This is a genomic window from Paenibacillus sp. MT124 (genome assembly GCF_058792755.1).
Genome location: NZ_CM179500.1, coordinates 2,530,795 through 2,544,667 on the forward strand (window position 1 = coordinate 2,530,795; position 13,873 = coordinate 2,544,667).

The 13,873-nt window shown below is 45.6% G+C and carries 16 protein-coding genes; all 16 read left to right on the top strand.

Annotated features, from left to right (window positions below; all coding sequences use genetic code 11):
* Positions 1-16 precede the first annotated feature (16 nt).
* The gene (locus AC3RCI_RS11800; protein ID WP_492529065.1) at positions 17-511 is read left to right on the top strand and encodes a P-loop NTPase family protein; all 495 of its coding nucleotides are present in this window, start codon (positions 17-19) and stop codon (positions 509-511) included.
* A 50-nt stretch (positions 512-561) separates the two neighbouring features.
* Positions 562-1,107 (top strand): GNAT family N-acetyltransferase, encoded by a 546-nt coding sequence (locus tag AC3RCI_RS11805; protein WP_492529067.1) that lies wholly within the window; start codon positions 562-564, stop codon positions 1,105-1,107.
* A gap of 398 nt (positions 1,108-1,505) precedes the next feature.
* Positions 1,506-2,426, top strand: a complete 921-nt coding sequence (locus AC3RCI_RS11810) for a phosphate/phosphite/phosphonate ABC transporter substrate-binding protein (RefSeq protein WP_246058076.1) — start codon at positions 1,506-1,508, stop codon at positions 2,424-2,426.
* Between the two features lie 32 nt (positions 2,427-2,458).
* Complete coding sequence (gene phnC / locus AC3RCI_RS11815; RefSeq protein ID WP_127536172.1) at positions 2,459-3,226, top strand: phosphonate ABC transporter ATP-binding protein; 768 nt, start codon at positions 2,459-2,461, stop codon at positions 3,224-3,226.
* Position 3,227: 1 nt separating this feature from the next.
* On the top strand, positions 3,228-4,019 hold the full coding sequence (gene phnE / locus AC3RCI_RS11820) for a phosphonate ABC transporter, permease protein PhnE (protein ID WP_492529069.1): 792 nt from the start codon (positions 3,228-3,230) through the stop codon (positions 4,017-4,019).
* Positions 4,016-4,855 (top strand): phosphonate ABC transporter, permease protein PhnE, encoded by an 840-nt coding sequence (phnE, locus tag AC3RCI_RS11825; RefSeq protein WP_492529071.1) that lies wholly within the window; start codon positions 4,016-4,018, stop codon positions 4,853-4,855. Before phnE (AC3RCI_RS11820) ends, phnE (AC3RCI_RS11825) begins: the two co-directional genes overlap by 4 nt.
* A 46-nt stretch (positions 4,856-4,901) precedes the next feature.
* Positions 4,902-5,906: a tyrosine-protein phosphatase gene (locus AC3RCI_RS11830; protein ID WP_492529073.1), complete on the top strand. Its 1,005-nt coding sequence runs from the start codon at positions 4,902-4,904 to the stop codon at positions 5,904-5,906.
* A gap of 156 nt (positions 5,907-6,062) precedes the next feature.
* Entirely contained in the window at positions 6,063-6,716 is a 654-nt protein-coding gene (locus tag AC3RCI_RS11835; protein WP_492529075.1) for a GntR family transcriptional regulator, read from the top strand.
* A gap of 424 nt (positions 6,717-7,140) precedes the next feature.
* On the top strand, positions 7,141-7,464 hold the full coding sequence (locus AC3RCI_RS11840) for a hypothetical protein (protein ID WP_492529077.1): 324 nt from the start codon (positions 7,141-7,143) through the stop codon (positions 7,462-7,464).
* 109 nt (positions 7,465-7,573) lie between these two features.
* Positions 7,574-8,122, top strand: a complete 549-nt coding sequence (locus AC3RCI_RS11845; RefSeq protein ID WP_127536166.1) for a glutathione peroxidase — start codon at positions 7,574-7,576, stop codon at positions 8,120-8,122.
* Positions 8,123-8,223: 101 nt separating this feature from the next.
* Positions 8,224-9,081 (top strand): helix-turn-helix transcriptional regulator, encoded by an 858-nt coding sequence (locus AC3RCI_RS11850; protein WP_127536165.1) that lies wholly within the window; start codon positions 8,224-8,226, stop codon positions 9,079-9,081.
* 70 nt (positions 9,082-9,151) lie between these two features.
* Positions 9,152-9,907, top strand: coding sequence for an acyl-[acyl-carrier-protein] thioesterase (locus AC3RCI_RS11855; RefSeq protein ID WP_492529079.1), 756 nt, complete (start codon positions 9,152-9,154; stop codon positions 9,905-9,907).
* 110 nt (positions 9,908-10,017) lie between these two features.
* Positions 10,018-10,266, top strand: coding sequence for a YczO family protein (locus AC3RCI_RS11860; RefSeq protein ID WP_492529081.1), 249 nt, complete (start codon positions 10,018-10,020; stop codon positions 10,264-10,266).
* A gap of 124 nt (positions 10,267-10,390) precedes the next feature.
* Positions 10,391-10,993: a nitroreductase family protein gene (locus tag AC3RCI_RS11865; RefSeq protein WP_153978099.1), complete on the top strand. Its 603-nt coding sequence runs from the start codon at positions 10,391-10,393 to the stop codon at positions 10,991-10,993.
* A 104-nt stretch (positions 10,994-11,097) separates the two neighbouring features.
* Positions 11,098-12,729 (top strand): S-layer homology domain-containing protein, encoded by a 1,632-nt coding sequence (locus AC3RCI_RS11870; protein WP_492529083.1) that lies wholly within the window; start codon positions 11,098-11,100, stop codon positions 12,727-12,729.
* A 187-nt stretch (positions 12,730-12,916) separates the two neighbouring features.
* Entirely contained in the window at positions 12,917-13,846 is a 930-nt protein-coding gene (locus AC3RCI_RS11875) for an NAD(P)/FAD-dependent oxidoreductase (RefSeq protein WP_492529085.1), read from the top strand.
* Positions 13,847-13,873: the final 27 nt, after the last annotated feature.

The following is a 13,873-nucleotide window of genomic DNA, read 5'->3' on the forward strand; positions in this document are numbered from 1 at the left end:
CGTAGGAGAGATTTAAATGAAAAAGATTTTAATCCTGGGTATTGTGGCAAGTGGCAAAACGACATTGGCTAAGGAAATCTCTCAAAAAATAAATATACCGTGGTATGAGCTGGATACGATCGTCCATCATGAGACACCTCATGGTAGAAATAAACGTACACCGGATGAGCAAATTGCGGTGATTCAGGACATTGACCGTCACGGAGCATGGATATTTGAAGGAACGGATCGGGCATCTTACCGATGCTTATGGGACATGGCAGATACCATTATCTTTTTGGATACACCCTTGTGGAAACGGAACATGAGAATTTTCTTGCGATTTATCAAACAAAATCTAGGAATTGAAAAGAGTCATTACACATCTGATGTACAGATGTTAAAAATGATGTACAAATGGACAAGGGATTTTGAGAGAAACCGGGTGGATTTTGAAAAAAGATTGCATCCATATCATCACAAACTGATCATCTTAACGGATAACAAAAAACATGAGTTTCTCCACTCATAACTTTTATGAAGGAAATAAAAAGCGAAGCATCGCGGAAAGAGAGAGCCCTCATGCAGTATGATGACATTCAACAAACGTTGACTACGGAGCGGCTGTGCCTGAGATTGTTCGACGAATCCGATGCTGCCGCTGTAGCTGAGCTGTGTAACAACTACAATATTTATAAAAGCACGCTTACGTTACCATACCCTTACACATTGGACTGTGCGTTATCCTGGATTCAGCATCACCGACATAATTTCGAGAAAGGGAAACACTATGAATTTGCGATTTGCAATAGGGCAGCAGGAACACTATATGGTGCGATAGCCTTATCTTGTGATCATCGGTATGATCATGGCGAAATTGCTTATTGGATCGGTGAGGCGTATTGGGGAAAGGGTTATGCGACAGAATCTTCACAAGCGATGTTGCACTTTGCCTTTCATGTGAAAAAATATCATAAAGTATATGGGCGACACTTTGCTTCTAATCCGGCATCTGGAAAAGTCCTTCAAAAGATTGGCATGACCCAGGAAGGTATATTGATTGATCATGTGAAGAAAGAAGGCCAATACGAAAACCTGATCTATTATGGAATTGTAAAAAGAGAATAGGACTAATCGCAGCTTATGATTCTCAGGATTGTAAATAGCAGATATAAGCTTCACAGCTTTATTTCCAAATAATTTAAAGGATGAGCAGACAATGACGGGCTTGTGTAGCCGTTCATTTTCTGCTTCTTTTTTAGGTTTCGGAAATAAATCCATCCCTCCTATATGAGTAAATCGATACTTCTCTTTCCATTCAGAAACTAACAAATATCCTCCCTGAAGATAGTTGTTTATCACATCATTTGGTGTATTTATTTAATTTCAGGACTACTAATACCCTTGAATGTTTTACAAATCCGATGATTTACCAAATCATTCTTCTTACATTCAACTTGTATCCTACTTGTGTACCAGAGGAATATCCGGTATGGAATCAACCACATTTCAGGAGGGTATACATTGTGAAAAATAGTAAACGCAAAAGTTATCAAAGCTTGATCCTCTCGCTTGTATTTATGCTTGTCATCCTGTCGGGATGCGGGGCCTCAGCTAGCTCAAGTTCGAGTGAAGGTGGAATGCCCGAAGTCATCCGAATCGGTATTATGCCAAGCGAAGAGGGCGAGATGAACCGTTCCCAGGAACAGCTAGCAACAGATATTACAGAAGCAACCGGTATCCCTGCTGAAATTTTTGTAGCTGAAGATTATAACATGGTCATCGAAGCCCTGCGTGCAGGCAAAATCGAAATTGGACTGATCGGACCGTTTGGTTACATCATCGCTACGGAACGAGCCAATGCCAAGCTGCTTGTCCGTTCCGAAAGTGATCAACAATCGAATACGGTCATCCTCGTTCGTAATGACTCTCCATATCAAAGTGTACAGGACCTTAAAGGGAAAGATTTTTTGTTTGCTGATCCGGCATCAACTTCCGGCAATTTGTACCCACGTGCCACATTGATGAAAGAGCTGGGTCTTTCCAATAAGGAGCTGGATTCCTTTTTCGGCAGTGTAGCGTTCTCTGGTGGACATGACAAATCACTGCTTGCACTGGCAAACGGCAATGCGGATGCGATTGGTACGTCAAGTCTCATGGTGCCGATGATGGCAGAATCAGGACTTATTAAAGAAGAAGATTTCCGCGTAATTGCCGAGTCGGATCCGATCGTCGGCGGTGCTCCACTGCTTTATCGTCAAGACTTGCCAGAAGAATTGGTTACACAGCTGCGTGAGCTCATGCTGGACTATGATACGAAAAATCCTAAATTCCTCGAAAGTGTAGGAGCAGCCCGTTTTGTAGAAGGCAGTGACAGTGATTTTGATCCAATCCGGGAAGTCGCCAAAGCACTGGATATGTCCCCAGAGGAACTGTTGAAGAAATAGAATTCAAACGTGAAAGATAAGGAGGAAATAACATGACACTTTTACAGGTGGAAGGGTTGTCCAAGGTATATCCCGACGGAACAAAAGCACTTGATAACTTGAACCTGACGATTAATGCCGGAGAATTCGTTGTCGTCATTGGACCGAGCGGCGCCGGGAAGAGCACCTTGCTGCGAAGCCTGAACCGAATGATCGAGCCGACAAACGGAAAGATCCAGTTTAAAGGCAGTGAAACTATGGGCATCAAGGGTAAGAAGCTTCGGGAACTCCGCCGTCATATGGGCATGATCTTTCAGGGGTATAATCTGGTCACACGGGTATCCGTTCTTAATAACGTGCTGCATGGACGATTAGGCTACATGAATCCGCTCAAAGGGGCACTGGGTCTCTACTCCAAAGCAGATACAGAAGCAGCCAAGGTCATGCTTCACCGTGTTGGTTTACATGAACAGATGTACAAGAGAGCAGATGAGCTCAGTGGAGGTCAGCAGCAGAGAGTAGGCATTGCACGTGCCCTTTCGCAGAAGCCGGATTTGATACTGGCGGATGAACCGATAGCCAGTCTCGACCCTGCTTCCTCGGAGACGATCATGCATTATCTGTATACGATCTGCAAAGAGGAAGGCATTGCCTGCCTGTGCAATCTGCATCAGGTGGATATCGCGAAGAAATATGCAACACGTATCATCGGCATTCATAAAGGGTCCAAGGTCTTTGACGGAACACCTGAAGAACTGACGGAAGATATGATCCGGCTCATTTACAACCAGACCAATCCCCAAGTGAAGGAGACAGCCTGACATGAATGCGGCTCAGTTGCAATCTGCCCGAAAAATGAAACGCATGCAGACGATATTGTTCTTTATCGTGCTGTTGGCTCTTATCATCTGGTCTTCCATCGGCGCAGAGTTTTCATTAGGAGCTTTATTCGCAGGGATAGGAGAGAGCTTCCGATTTATCTTTTTTGATTTTCTTCCACCTGATCTTTCTTCGCTTTCCCAGCTCATAGAACCTGCACTGCAGACCCTTTATATGAGTGTGGTAGCGATGGTCATCGGGTCGGTTGTAGCAGGAATGTTATCCTTTTTAGCCGCAGCCACGACAAGCCCGCACCCTTACCTTCAGGTATTTGTTCGTGCAGCTACATCGCTGTTTCGTAACATTCCGGTCATTATCTGGACGATACTGCTTGTTGCAGCGTTTGGACTTGGTGCTGTAGTTGGTACAATGTCGCTAATTTTGATCTCGATTGGGATGCTGACGCGTTCCTTTGCCGAGGTGCTTGAAGAGATTGATATGGGGCAGGTAGAGGCGGTTCGTGCTGCTGGTGGAAGTTATTTTCAAGTGTTGTCCCAAGCCGTATTTCCACAATTCCTTCCCGGGTTTATCGGCTGGAGCTTGTACAACTTCGAAATCAACGTACGCGCATCCACGATTGTAGGCATGGTTGGAGGCGGTGGCCTCGGCTTTATCCTGCAATCCAAACTGAAGTTGTTTCAGTATCAGGAAGCCAGCATGGCCGTGCTGCTTGTACTCGTTATCGTTCTTGTTGTGGAAACGATCACCAATCGCGTAAGGGAGCGAATCATATGAGTATGCAAATGAACGAAGTGAAGCCATCTTTTACGCTGTATACTTCCATGCCAGAGCCACCCAAGCCGAAGAGGAACAAGCTGTTAGTGATCGGTCTGCCGCTTATTGCTGTGCTTTTTGTGTTCAGTCTCGTTCAGCTGCAGTTCGACTATTCCAAGATTGCCCAAGGCTTTACGAAACTCGGTGGTTACATGGGAACCATGTTTCCACCTGATTTCTCAGCCTGGCGCCATGTCCTGCTCGCTGCTGTAGAGTCATTGCAAGTGGCCATTCTTGGATCGGTGCTGGGGATTGTCGTAGCGTTCTTTCTCTCCTTTTTGGCTGCAAGCAATTTGACGCCTCATCCGTTCGTTGCTTGGATCATTCGAAGTGCTGCTTCCTTGCTTCGTGCGATTCCTACCATCGTGTGGGCTCTCATCTTTATCGTGTCTGTTGGTCTCGGACCACTCCCCGGAGTGCTTGCGATTGCTGTATCTGCGGCAGGTATGCTTGTCAAAGTATTTGCCCAGTCCCTGGAGGAAATCGACAAGGGCGTACTCGAAGCGATGCAATCTACGGGTGCCAGCTGGCTGCAAATTGTCATGCAGGGTATTTTGCCTACGGTGAAGACAGCCTTTATTGCATGGTGCGTGCTGCAGCTGGAAGGCGGCATTGCCGAATCCACAATTCTCGGCGCGGTTGGAGCGGGAGGTATTGGCTACGAGATGACTCATGCCATGAAATCCTATAACTTTGCAGCAGCTTTATTTGTCGGGTTGGTCGTGTTCGCCATGGTATTCAGCGTGGAGTTTGTGGCAAACCGATACAAAATGAAGCTAAAAACACGTCAGAACTAATCCATTACATTCATAATGATGAATATTACTTTGAGGAGGAAGAACAATGTCAACATCTAATTCACTTTTAAAACAAGGCCCTACGGTTCAGGCTAAGTATAGCGAAAATAACGGGATAGCGTTAGCCTGGAATATGGCAGAGAGCATGGAGGTGGAGGCAGTTTACCATTCTGTTAGTCCGGAATTTATTGAATCCAGCAGCACGCTGCTAGATATACAGATTGATCCGGCAGGAGCGGTATTTACGAGAACGGTGTCTCCTGGCCGCAACTATTATCATGTGAAGTATACGAATGGGTCGGTGTCAACCATTAACGACCGCATGATCTACACGGATGGCGTAATTAATTTCCGGGATATGGGCGGTTACCTTACAGAAGATGGTCGTACGACCCGTTGGGGCATGCTGCTGCGATCTGCCGATCTGCATGAGCTTAGTGAGCAGGACCTGCAAACGGCATCCGCGCTAGGCATTGACTGGATTTGTGATCTGCGCAGCGATTTTGAAGTAGCCAGCCGTCCAAGCCCAGCCATTGGTCATGCGATCAACACGAATATTCCCTTTATGGCGGAAGCAAGTCCGGAGGAAATGCAGAAGATCGGACATGATCTGCATGCCGGCTACAAAGCCATGATATTAAATACGGAGAAATGTGCACTTATCCTAAATGAACTATTAAAAGAAGAGCGGGATACTTCCTTATTCCACTGTGCCGCGGGTAAAGACCGGACCGGAGTTGTATGTGCCTTGATTCTTCTCACCTTGGGTGTGCCGCGAGAAGTAGTTATTGAAGACTACGAGCTGACGAATCTCGCGGTGGACGGACTCATGCAGCGCTTCTTATCCGGAAACAACAAGGATTATCAGAAATATATGGATCAAATGCCTGAACTACAGGGAGTGATTCCGGAGATGATGAAAGCGGCCTTCATACAAGCTGCACTCGAAGCAATCGACGAGAACTACGGGACTTTCGAGCATTATCTTACAGATGGACTAGGCATTACTGCAGAGCAGAGGACAGCTCTTCAAAACAAATATCTGATTTAAAAAAATGGAGTCCAGACACTGGAATACAGTGCTGGACTCCTTCTTGCCTCCGTCTGGTTGCGCAACTTCTTCTAAGACTGGTAATATAGGGTGAAATGTGTAGATCACGTAAAAATTCAAATGAAGTCCTCATCAATGGGAGAAAGGGATTATGATATGAACAAAATATCGCTTGTCGATACAGCATACATGATGCTGCGTGAGCGAATGGTCTGCGGAGAATTAATGCCCGAAACCCTGCTATCCGAGAACGAATTGGCGGAGGAGTTCCAGATGAGCCGTACACCGATTCGTCATGCCATTGCTCGTCTTGAATCAGAAGGTTATGTAACTGCTCTCAAAAATCGCGGTGTCTTGGTTAAGGATGTCGGAGGGAAAGAATTTCTTGATCTAATCGAACAGATACAATCCATGCTTTTTTATTCTTTTGAAATGATGAAAAACCCGAACCGAGAGATCTATTTAAATCTGGAATCGCTCGCAGCTCATGTGGAGGTTCAGCGAACCGCCGAGAAAAGGAATGATTATCCTTTATATACCGAACATCATTTTCTTTTCATGCGGGAGATCGTTGAATCCTTGAATAATGGCGTCATGCTGAACACGTTTGATTCCTTTCGGGATAAACTCTACATGTATTCCATCGTCCGCTTCAAGCGAACTCCACATATCAAACACTACAGTGCAATCGGGATTAATCGGGATACGCTGCAAGCCTTATCCAGCAATGATTATAACGCAGCTCAAGAGGTTGTGTTATCTCTTATTCCTATTACCAGAGAGCGTATGCTTGCTACAGGTCAGTTTTAACTTTTTTTCTATGAAAATGGTATGGGTTATTTTCATATAGCAAATGCTTCAAAACTGAAAAAAAACGCTGCCTCAACGGGCAGCTTATTTTGATAGAGGAAGGTGAGGAAAATGACTGTTGCAGGTATACTCGGAACCATTCATAATCCGGAATTGAGAGAAAAATATAATTGTTCACTCGCCCTATACGAATCTCTTATAACTGAATTTGAGCCGGATATCATATGCGGAGAAGTACATCCGTTAAGCTGGCAGAAATACATCAAGGACCGCAATAATAAGGGATCATTGGGGAGAGCCGGCAAGCGAATATTGGGAGCTCATATTTCCATTATGTGAGGCAAACCAGATTGAATTTGTACCCATTGACTGGTTTGAACTAGATGTGTGGAATAATTTCGATCCATTTGGCGGTTACTCTGAAGTGGAACGTAAAGAGTTGGAGAAAAAAGACGATGAATGGTTTCTCAAACAAATGAGTACACATGCAGCTGGAGACATCCCCTTCAATTCGGTGGAGTTTGATGAGATGACCCGCCTGAAATATGAATGGTTAAAACAGATCAATCCAACAGCTCACAACATTCGCTGGGTCGTGCGTAATCAAATCATGATTCAGCGGGTGAAAAACATAATGGATTCGAATCCGAATAAGAGAATTCTGTGTATAGTAGGCGCCGATCATAATTATCTGTTCCAAGAGACACTTATCAAAGAACCGATCCAACTGCTCTATCCATTAAGGTAGTACTGAAATGATGATGTCCATACTTTTTTAATACAGCAGAGATCATTTCGTATATAATAGAGGACACGTATCATTCTACATACTACATAACAACGAGGTGCACCAATCTATGGCAACCATCTATGATTTTACAGTTACCAAAACTAGCGGAGAACGATTCCCGCTCTATCAATATGAAGGAAAGCCCGTGCTGATTGTGAATACGGCAAGCAAATGCAAATATACACATCAGTTTGATGATATCCAGAAGCTGTACGATAAGTATAAGGATCAAGGCCTTCAGGTTATCGGTTTTCCATGCAATCAATTTGCTGAACAGGAGCCCGGAAGCAGTGAAGAAGCGGCTTCGTTCTGCCAGATTAATTATGGTGTGAAATTCCCCATGTTCTCCAAAATGGACGTAAATGGCGACACGGCACATCCCCTATATGACTTTCTGAAAAAATCGGGACCTTTCGCCGGGTTTGACGAGTCTGATGTGCAAGCCAAACTGCTGAAGTTAATGGTCGCGGATAAGGCACCTGAATGGCTGCACGGTGATGCAATCAAGTGGAACTTCACGAAGTTTCTGATTAATGCCGAAGGGCAAGTAGTCAAACGCTTCGAGCCTGTGGATTCCATGGATGAAGTTCAGGCTAGCATTGAGCAGCTGTTGTAATTATAGAGATTTTGAAGAGGCCATGAGTTGAACCGTGAACAGCGGTACGTTCATGGCTTCTATGCTAGATAAGAAAACCTCTCCCATAGGGGGCGCTCAAAATGACACGTATGCATCAGTTTAATGCACCGCTGGAATACAGTTATCGTTCCACGCGCATTTTTTCCAGCGGGGCGTCAGACGGATTTCATTCTCATCCGCACTATGAGGTCTATTATTTTCATGCCGGAGAGTGCACCTATATTATAGGTGACCGTGTGTACAGCCTGGAACCTGGCGATCTGATTCTAATGCATGGGATGACGCTTCATCGGGCACATCCGGTACCTGGCGGCTTATATGAACGCACAACACTGCACTTTGATCCATCACTTATTCGCAGCAGCCTTCATCCAGATCGAATCAGCGAGGTACTTATGCCTTTTGATGAGCTCCGAAACTGCCGAATCAATCTGACGGGTGACATCCGTGCGGAATTTGAATCCCTGCTGCTGAACCTGGATCAGCTATCGGTCCATTCAGGCGAGTTCAGACAGGAACGAATGACAGTACGTTTGTGCGACCTGTTATATTTTGTGGCTGGCATTTGCCATGGGATCGTGGTGGATCATCGCCCTTCATCGGATAAGGAGCGTCATGTCCAGCACATCATGGGTTATGTGGATACGCATTATATGCAGGATATTGGTTTGGATGATCTGGCGAACGAGCTTCATTTATCCAAGCCTTACCTGGCGGGGTTGTTCAAAGAAATGACAGGCAGCACCATATTCAAATATTTGTATGACCGCCGTATTAATCAGGCCAAACTGTTATTTCAATTTCAACCGGATATTTCGGTTACTGAGGCAAGTAGGTTGTCGGGGTTTAAGCGTTTGTCACATTTCAGCCGCATATTCAAACAAAACGTGGGCTGTGCACCTGATCTATATCGTACTCGCTTACACAGGACCCAGTGATGGAATACGGCATGATATTTACCATTATCAATACACACAATTGGTTCGAACCGAAGGAGGTTTTAATGGAATGACAACGGAACTACCTTATGCATTTCAGTACAGAATTGGATCATCCGAATCGGACTATAAGTCATTATACAAGCCTTCCGCATTGCTGGAACATATGCAGCTTGCAGCAGACCGCGATCTGGCCCGGATGGGTATTACCGTATCGGAAATGCTGGATCAGGGGCTGGGCTGGATGTTAATCACAACGGATTTGACTATAATCCGCCAAGCTCGATTGGAGGAAGAAGTCAGTCTCCAGACCTGGCATAAAGGCAACAAAGGAGTCATGTGGCTGAGGGATTATGTTCTTACCGACACAGAGGGGAATCATATCGCGGAGGCACGGACTTCCTGGGCGCTTGTCGATTTGGAGAAACGAAAGCTCCTCAGACCAGCAGCACTGCCGTTTGAAGTAAAGTCACATCCCGAATTATCGCTGGGTGAACCCCCGGAGAAAGTGATGCTTCCATCAGGACTGGAGCCACAGGAAGATTATCGCCTGAACGTTCGATACAGCAGCACGGACAGCAACGGTCATATGAATAATGCGAGATATGCCGATGTGTGCTGTGACGCACTTACTGCTGAAGAACTTACTGCTCGTCTGACAGGCATGCAGATATCGTATCACCGGGAAATTCGAATGCAGGAAGAACTGGTTGTGGAACGAACAGAAGCGATAGATGGCGTTATATGGATTCGCGGACGATCAGGAGCAGATGCGCAGAATATTATTTTTGAAGCAAGATTAAGTTTTGAAGAGGTCGTTGCTTAATTATTGAGATTGAAGGCTGCCCAAATCCTCGGGGTGGTCTTTTTGCTGTGTTTAGAAGACATGCAGAAAAGGTAAAGAAAGGGTAATGAAACCAGAGGAGGCGTTTAAGAATGAAAAATCAAGTTCAGGGTCAGAATAAAGAACCGAATAAGGCACATGCGCACGATAATCCCGAACAATACCCGACGGAGAAGGAAAGTTTGCTTGACCAGTATGAAGAAGAGCAGACCGTGGACCCCATCCCCTTGGAGGACCTGAATATGGAACAGCAAGAAGAGAAAAATAAGGATCAGACCAAGAGCAATTCTTCGACTGAAGAGAAGTACCGTACGGATTATCGGGAGACCGATAAAGATTGATTTAGCATATTTGCATATTTAGTGAAAATAAAATAGTTTGTTGACTAATGTATGTTACTATATTATAGTTACTAATGTTAGTTTAAAAAATCTTGATATTAAACCAATGTGGAGGCGAATCGTTATGTCTAAATCTTTCTTTGACGCTTTGAAAAACAGAAGATCCTATTACGGAATCAGCAAAGAATCCACGATCTCGGATGCCAAAATTCAAGAAATCGTTGAGGAAGCCGTAAAGTATACGCCAACTTCTTTTAACTCACAAACTTCCCGTGCAGTGGTTTTGCTTGGTGAACAACATGACAAACTGTGGAACCACACTGAAGAAATTTTGCGTGAAGTGGTGGGGGATGCAGAAGCCTTCAAATCCACAGCTGAGAAAATGGCCGGATTCCGCAGCGGATACGGTACAATTTTGTTCTTCGAAGACAACAATGTGATTGCACAACTTCAACAGAACTTTGCAGCCTATGCGGATAATTTCCCGATCTGGGCTAATCAATCCAACGGCATGCTGCAGCTCGTGATCTGGACAGCATTGGAACAGGAAGGTCTTGGCGCTTCCCTGCAGCACTACAACCCACTGATTGATGAGAAAGTGAAACAAGAATGGAATATTCCAGAACACTGGAGACTGATCGCTCAAATGCCATTTGGTAAGCCAACAGCAACACCAGGCGAGAAAGAATTCCAACCGATTGAAGAGCGTGTTAAAGTACACAAATAAGAATTAAGCTTTAGGCAGATTTCCAACATTTAAACACATACGGCCTCGCTTCAATTTGATACGATGATGTAAGATCGTACTCCAATGAAGCGAGGCTTTTTGATGTGAACAATAGAATAAAGAAACATGCGGGTCGAAGAGTGGCAACAGTCTTGTTCGTTGCTCTATGTATACTTGGACTAGTACCAGTCTTCCCCATCTCGGTGGAAGCAGCAACGGCCAAACAGCAGTTCCAGGATATTAGCACCAGTTATGCGAAAGATGCGATAACTCATTTGGTGAACGAGGGTATTGCTGCCGGAACGTCAGAAACCAGGTTCGAACCCAAAAAGGCCGTGACACGAGCTGAATTTGCGACTTTTGCAGTTCGATTGCTCGGTTTGAAACCTGTTAAAAATAATATTAGTCCATACAATGATACCCGTACCACGGCATGGTATTATGGCAATGTCTCTGCAATGACCAATCTATCCATTCTGGAGGGGAAAGGGCAGGGAACGTTTCAACCGAACGCATCCATAACGAGAGAAGAGGCGGCTGCCCTGCTCGTGAGAATGCTGAAACAGACGTCCGGTTCTACAGGACTTTTGTCTACAACTTATGTTGATGCATCTGATATATCGGTATGGGCGAAGCCTTATGTACAGAAGGTATATCAGCTCGGACTGATGCGTGGAAGTGATGGTTTATTCCGACCGCAGGATCAGGTGACTCGCGAAGAAGCTGCCGTGATGCTGGATGCCATTTTACAAAAGAAAGAATGGTCGCAGCAGCTTAAGAATGCTGATTCCTTGGGAATACAACTGGGCTGGCAGTATAACTCCACTACAGCGGAATTCAAGAAGCAGGTTGAACAATCCAAGGTGAATACACTGGTTCCCAGGTGGTTCTTTCTAAACAGCAGCATGCAGATTACAGACCATACAGACTCTGCGCTGCTCACATGGGCATCGTCAACCAATCGGGAAGTTTGGCCTCTGCTTGGCAATCGTTCCGATGCTGCGATGACCCACCAGATGTTATCCAGTTCAGCCAACAGGACGTCGGTCATCACTCAAGTTACTGCTTATGTGAAGAAATACCAATTGGATGGTATTAATGTGGATTTTGAGAACGTATTGCCAGCGGATCGGGCAGGCATGACTGCTTTTGTGACGTCGCTTGCTGCTTCGCTGCATACGATTGGTGCTGTCGTTTCAGTGGATGTGTCTCCTGATCTGGGTACGGACTGGACCGAGGCATTTGATTATGCCAAGCTTGGCGCCGTGTCCGATTACATGGTCCTTATGGGATATGAGGAACATTGGAATGGAGATCCTATAGCCGGTTCGGTTGCCTCACTTCCTTGGGTAGAAAGAGCACTGGATACCATGCTTACAGACGTTGTACGTGCCAAAGTTATTTTGGCGCTTCCGCTCTACACCAGAGACTGGTCATCGGCTAGCCCGGCAACAGGTTCATGGGATATTACCCTTGCGGAGCAGGGAACTCGGGCACGTGCTGTGGGCTCTGTGAGACAGTGGAATGCAAGTTTGGAGCAATATGTTATTGGTTATTCGAATAACGGCTTGGCAAGATACATCTGGGCAGAGGAGAGCCGCTCCATAACTGCCAAAGTTAGAATGAGTACAGACCGGAAGATAGCGGGGCTGGCTTATTGGTATATGGGCGGGGAAACAGCAGATGTCTGGGATGCCATCTCCAACGCTTCTCGTTTTGAATCATATCAATTTTAATGTTAATCTTATGTAAGGAATAAGGGACCCAAATCGGACCGTGAACCATGCGGACGGTTTGGGTTATTTATTTTTTGTACAAGCTAGAGCTAGGACGTTTGAGTCTGATTGAGCGGTTTAATGTATAGAAGGATCGGAAGCGATCTACAGAGACCAAGACAAAAGGATGGACTGGAGGAGATGAAGGTTGCGAGAGTATGATTGCATCATTGTAGGTGGCGGACTCGCAGGACTTCAGGCTGCCATTCAGCTGGGACGTTACAGTTCGCATCAGGTGCTGGTGGTGGATGCTGGAGAAGGCAGGTCAACCTTGTGCCGAACCTATCATAATATTTTGGGATTTCCAGAGGGTATATCAGGTGAAGAATTAAGATCCAAAGGCAGAATGCAAGCTCAGAAGACCGGAGTTGCATTTGAAAAGGATCGTATTGTTAAAGCAGAACGAGTAGGAGAACAGATTCAATTAACGGGTTCCTCAGGCACCTTATATTCAGCAAGGACTGTGCTGCTGGCAACCGGGCTTAGTGACCGTTTCCCCGCGATTCCGGGACTCAGGCCAACACTGGGCAGATCAGTCTTCGTGTGTCCGGACTGTGATGGTTATGAAATTCAGGATCGTCGCACCATATTGCTGGGATCAGGAGAAGCTGGTGCCAATATGGCCATGATTCTGATCGAGCGTACCAATGATCTTCTGTATATCAACCATGAACAGAAACCAATCTCTGCTGAGCTTCACCGAAGCATGAAGGAGGCAGGTGTACGTTATCTTGAGGCTGCGGTCCAGGAAGTACAACAAACAGAGGACGGATATATTACAGGGGTACTGACCGAAGATGGGCAGATCTATGAATCAGAACGCGGATTTATTGCTTTTGGTGGCAACCGGGTACATTTCGAGCTGGCAGAGCAGCTCGGAGCCGTTATCGCTGATAATAAACATGTTGAAGCCGATCATCGCAGTTTGCAGGCTGCCCCGAATGTTTGGATTGCAGGGGATTTGGGACTTCATGCGGAGCAAGCTACGGTAGCGATGGGCGAAGGCTCTATAGCAGCTATCTGGATTCACAAGGAGTTACAGAAGATCAAAAACGAAAACAAGGTGAAGCAGTTGTAGGCACAAGCACGGTGCGACAAGCTTTAC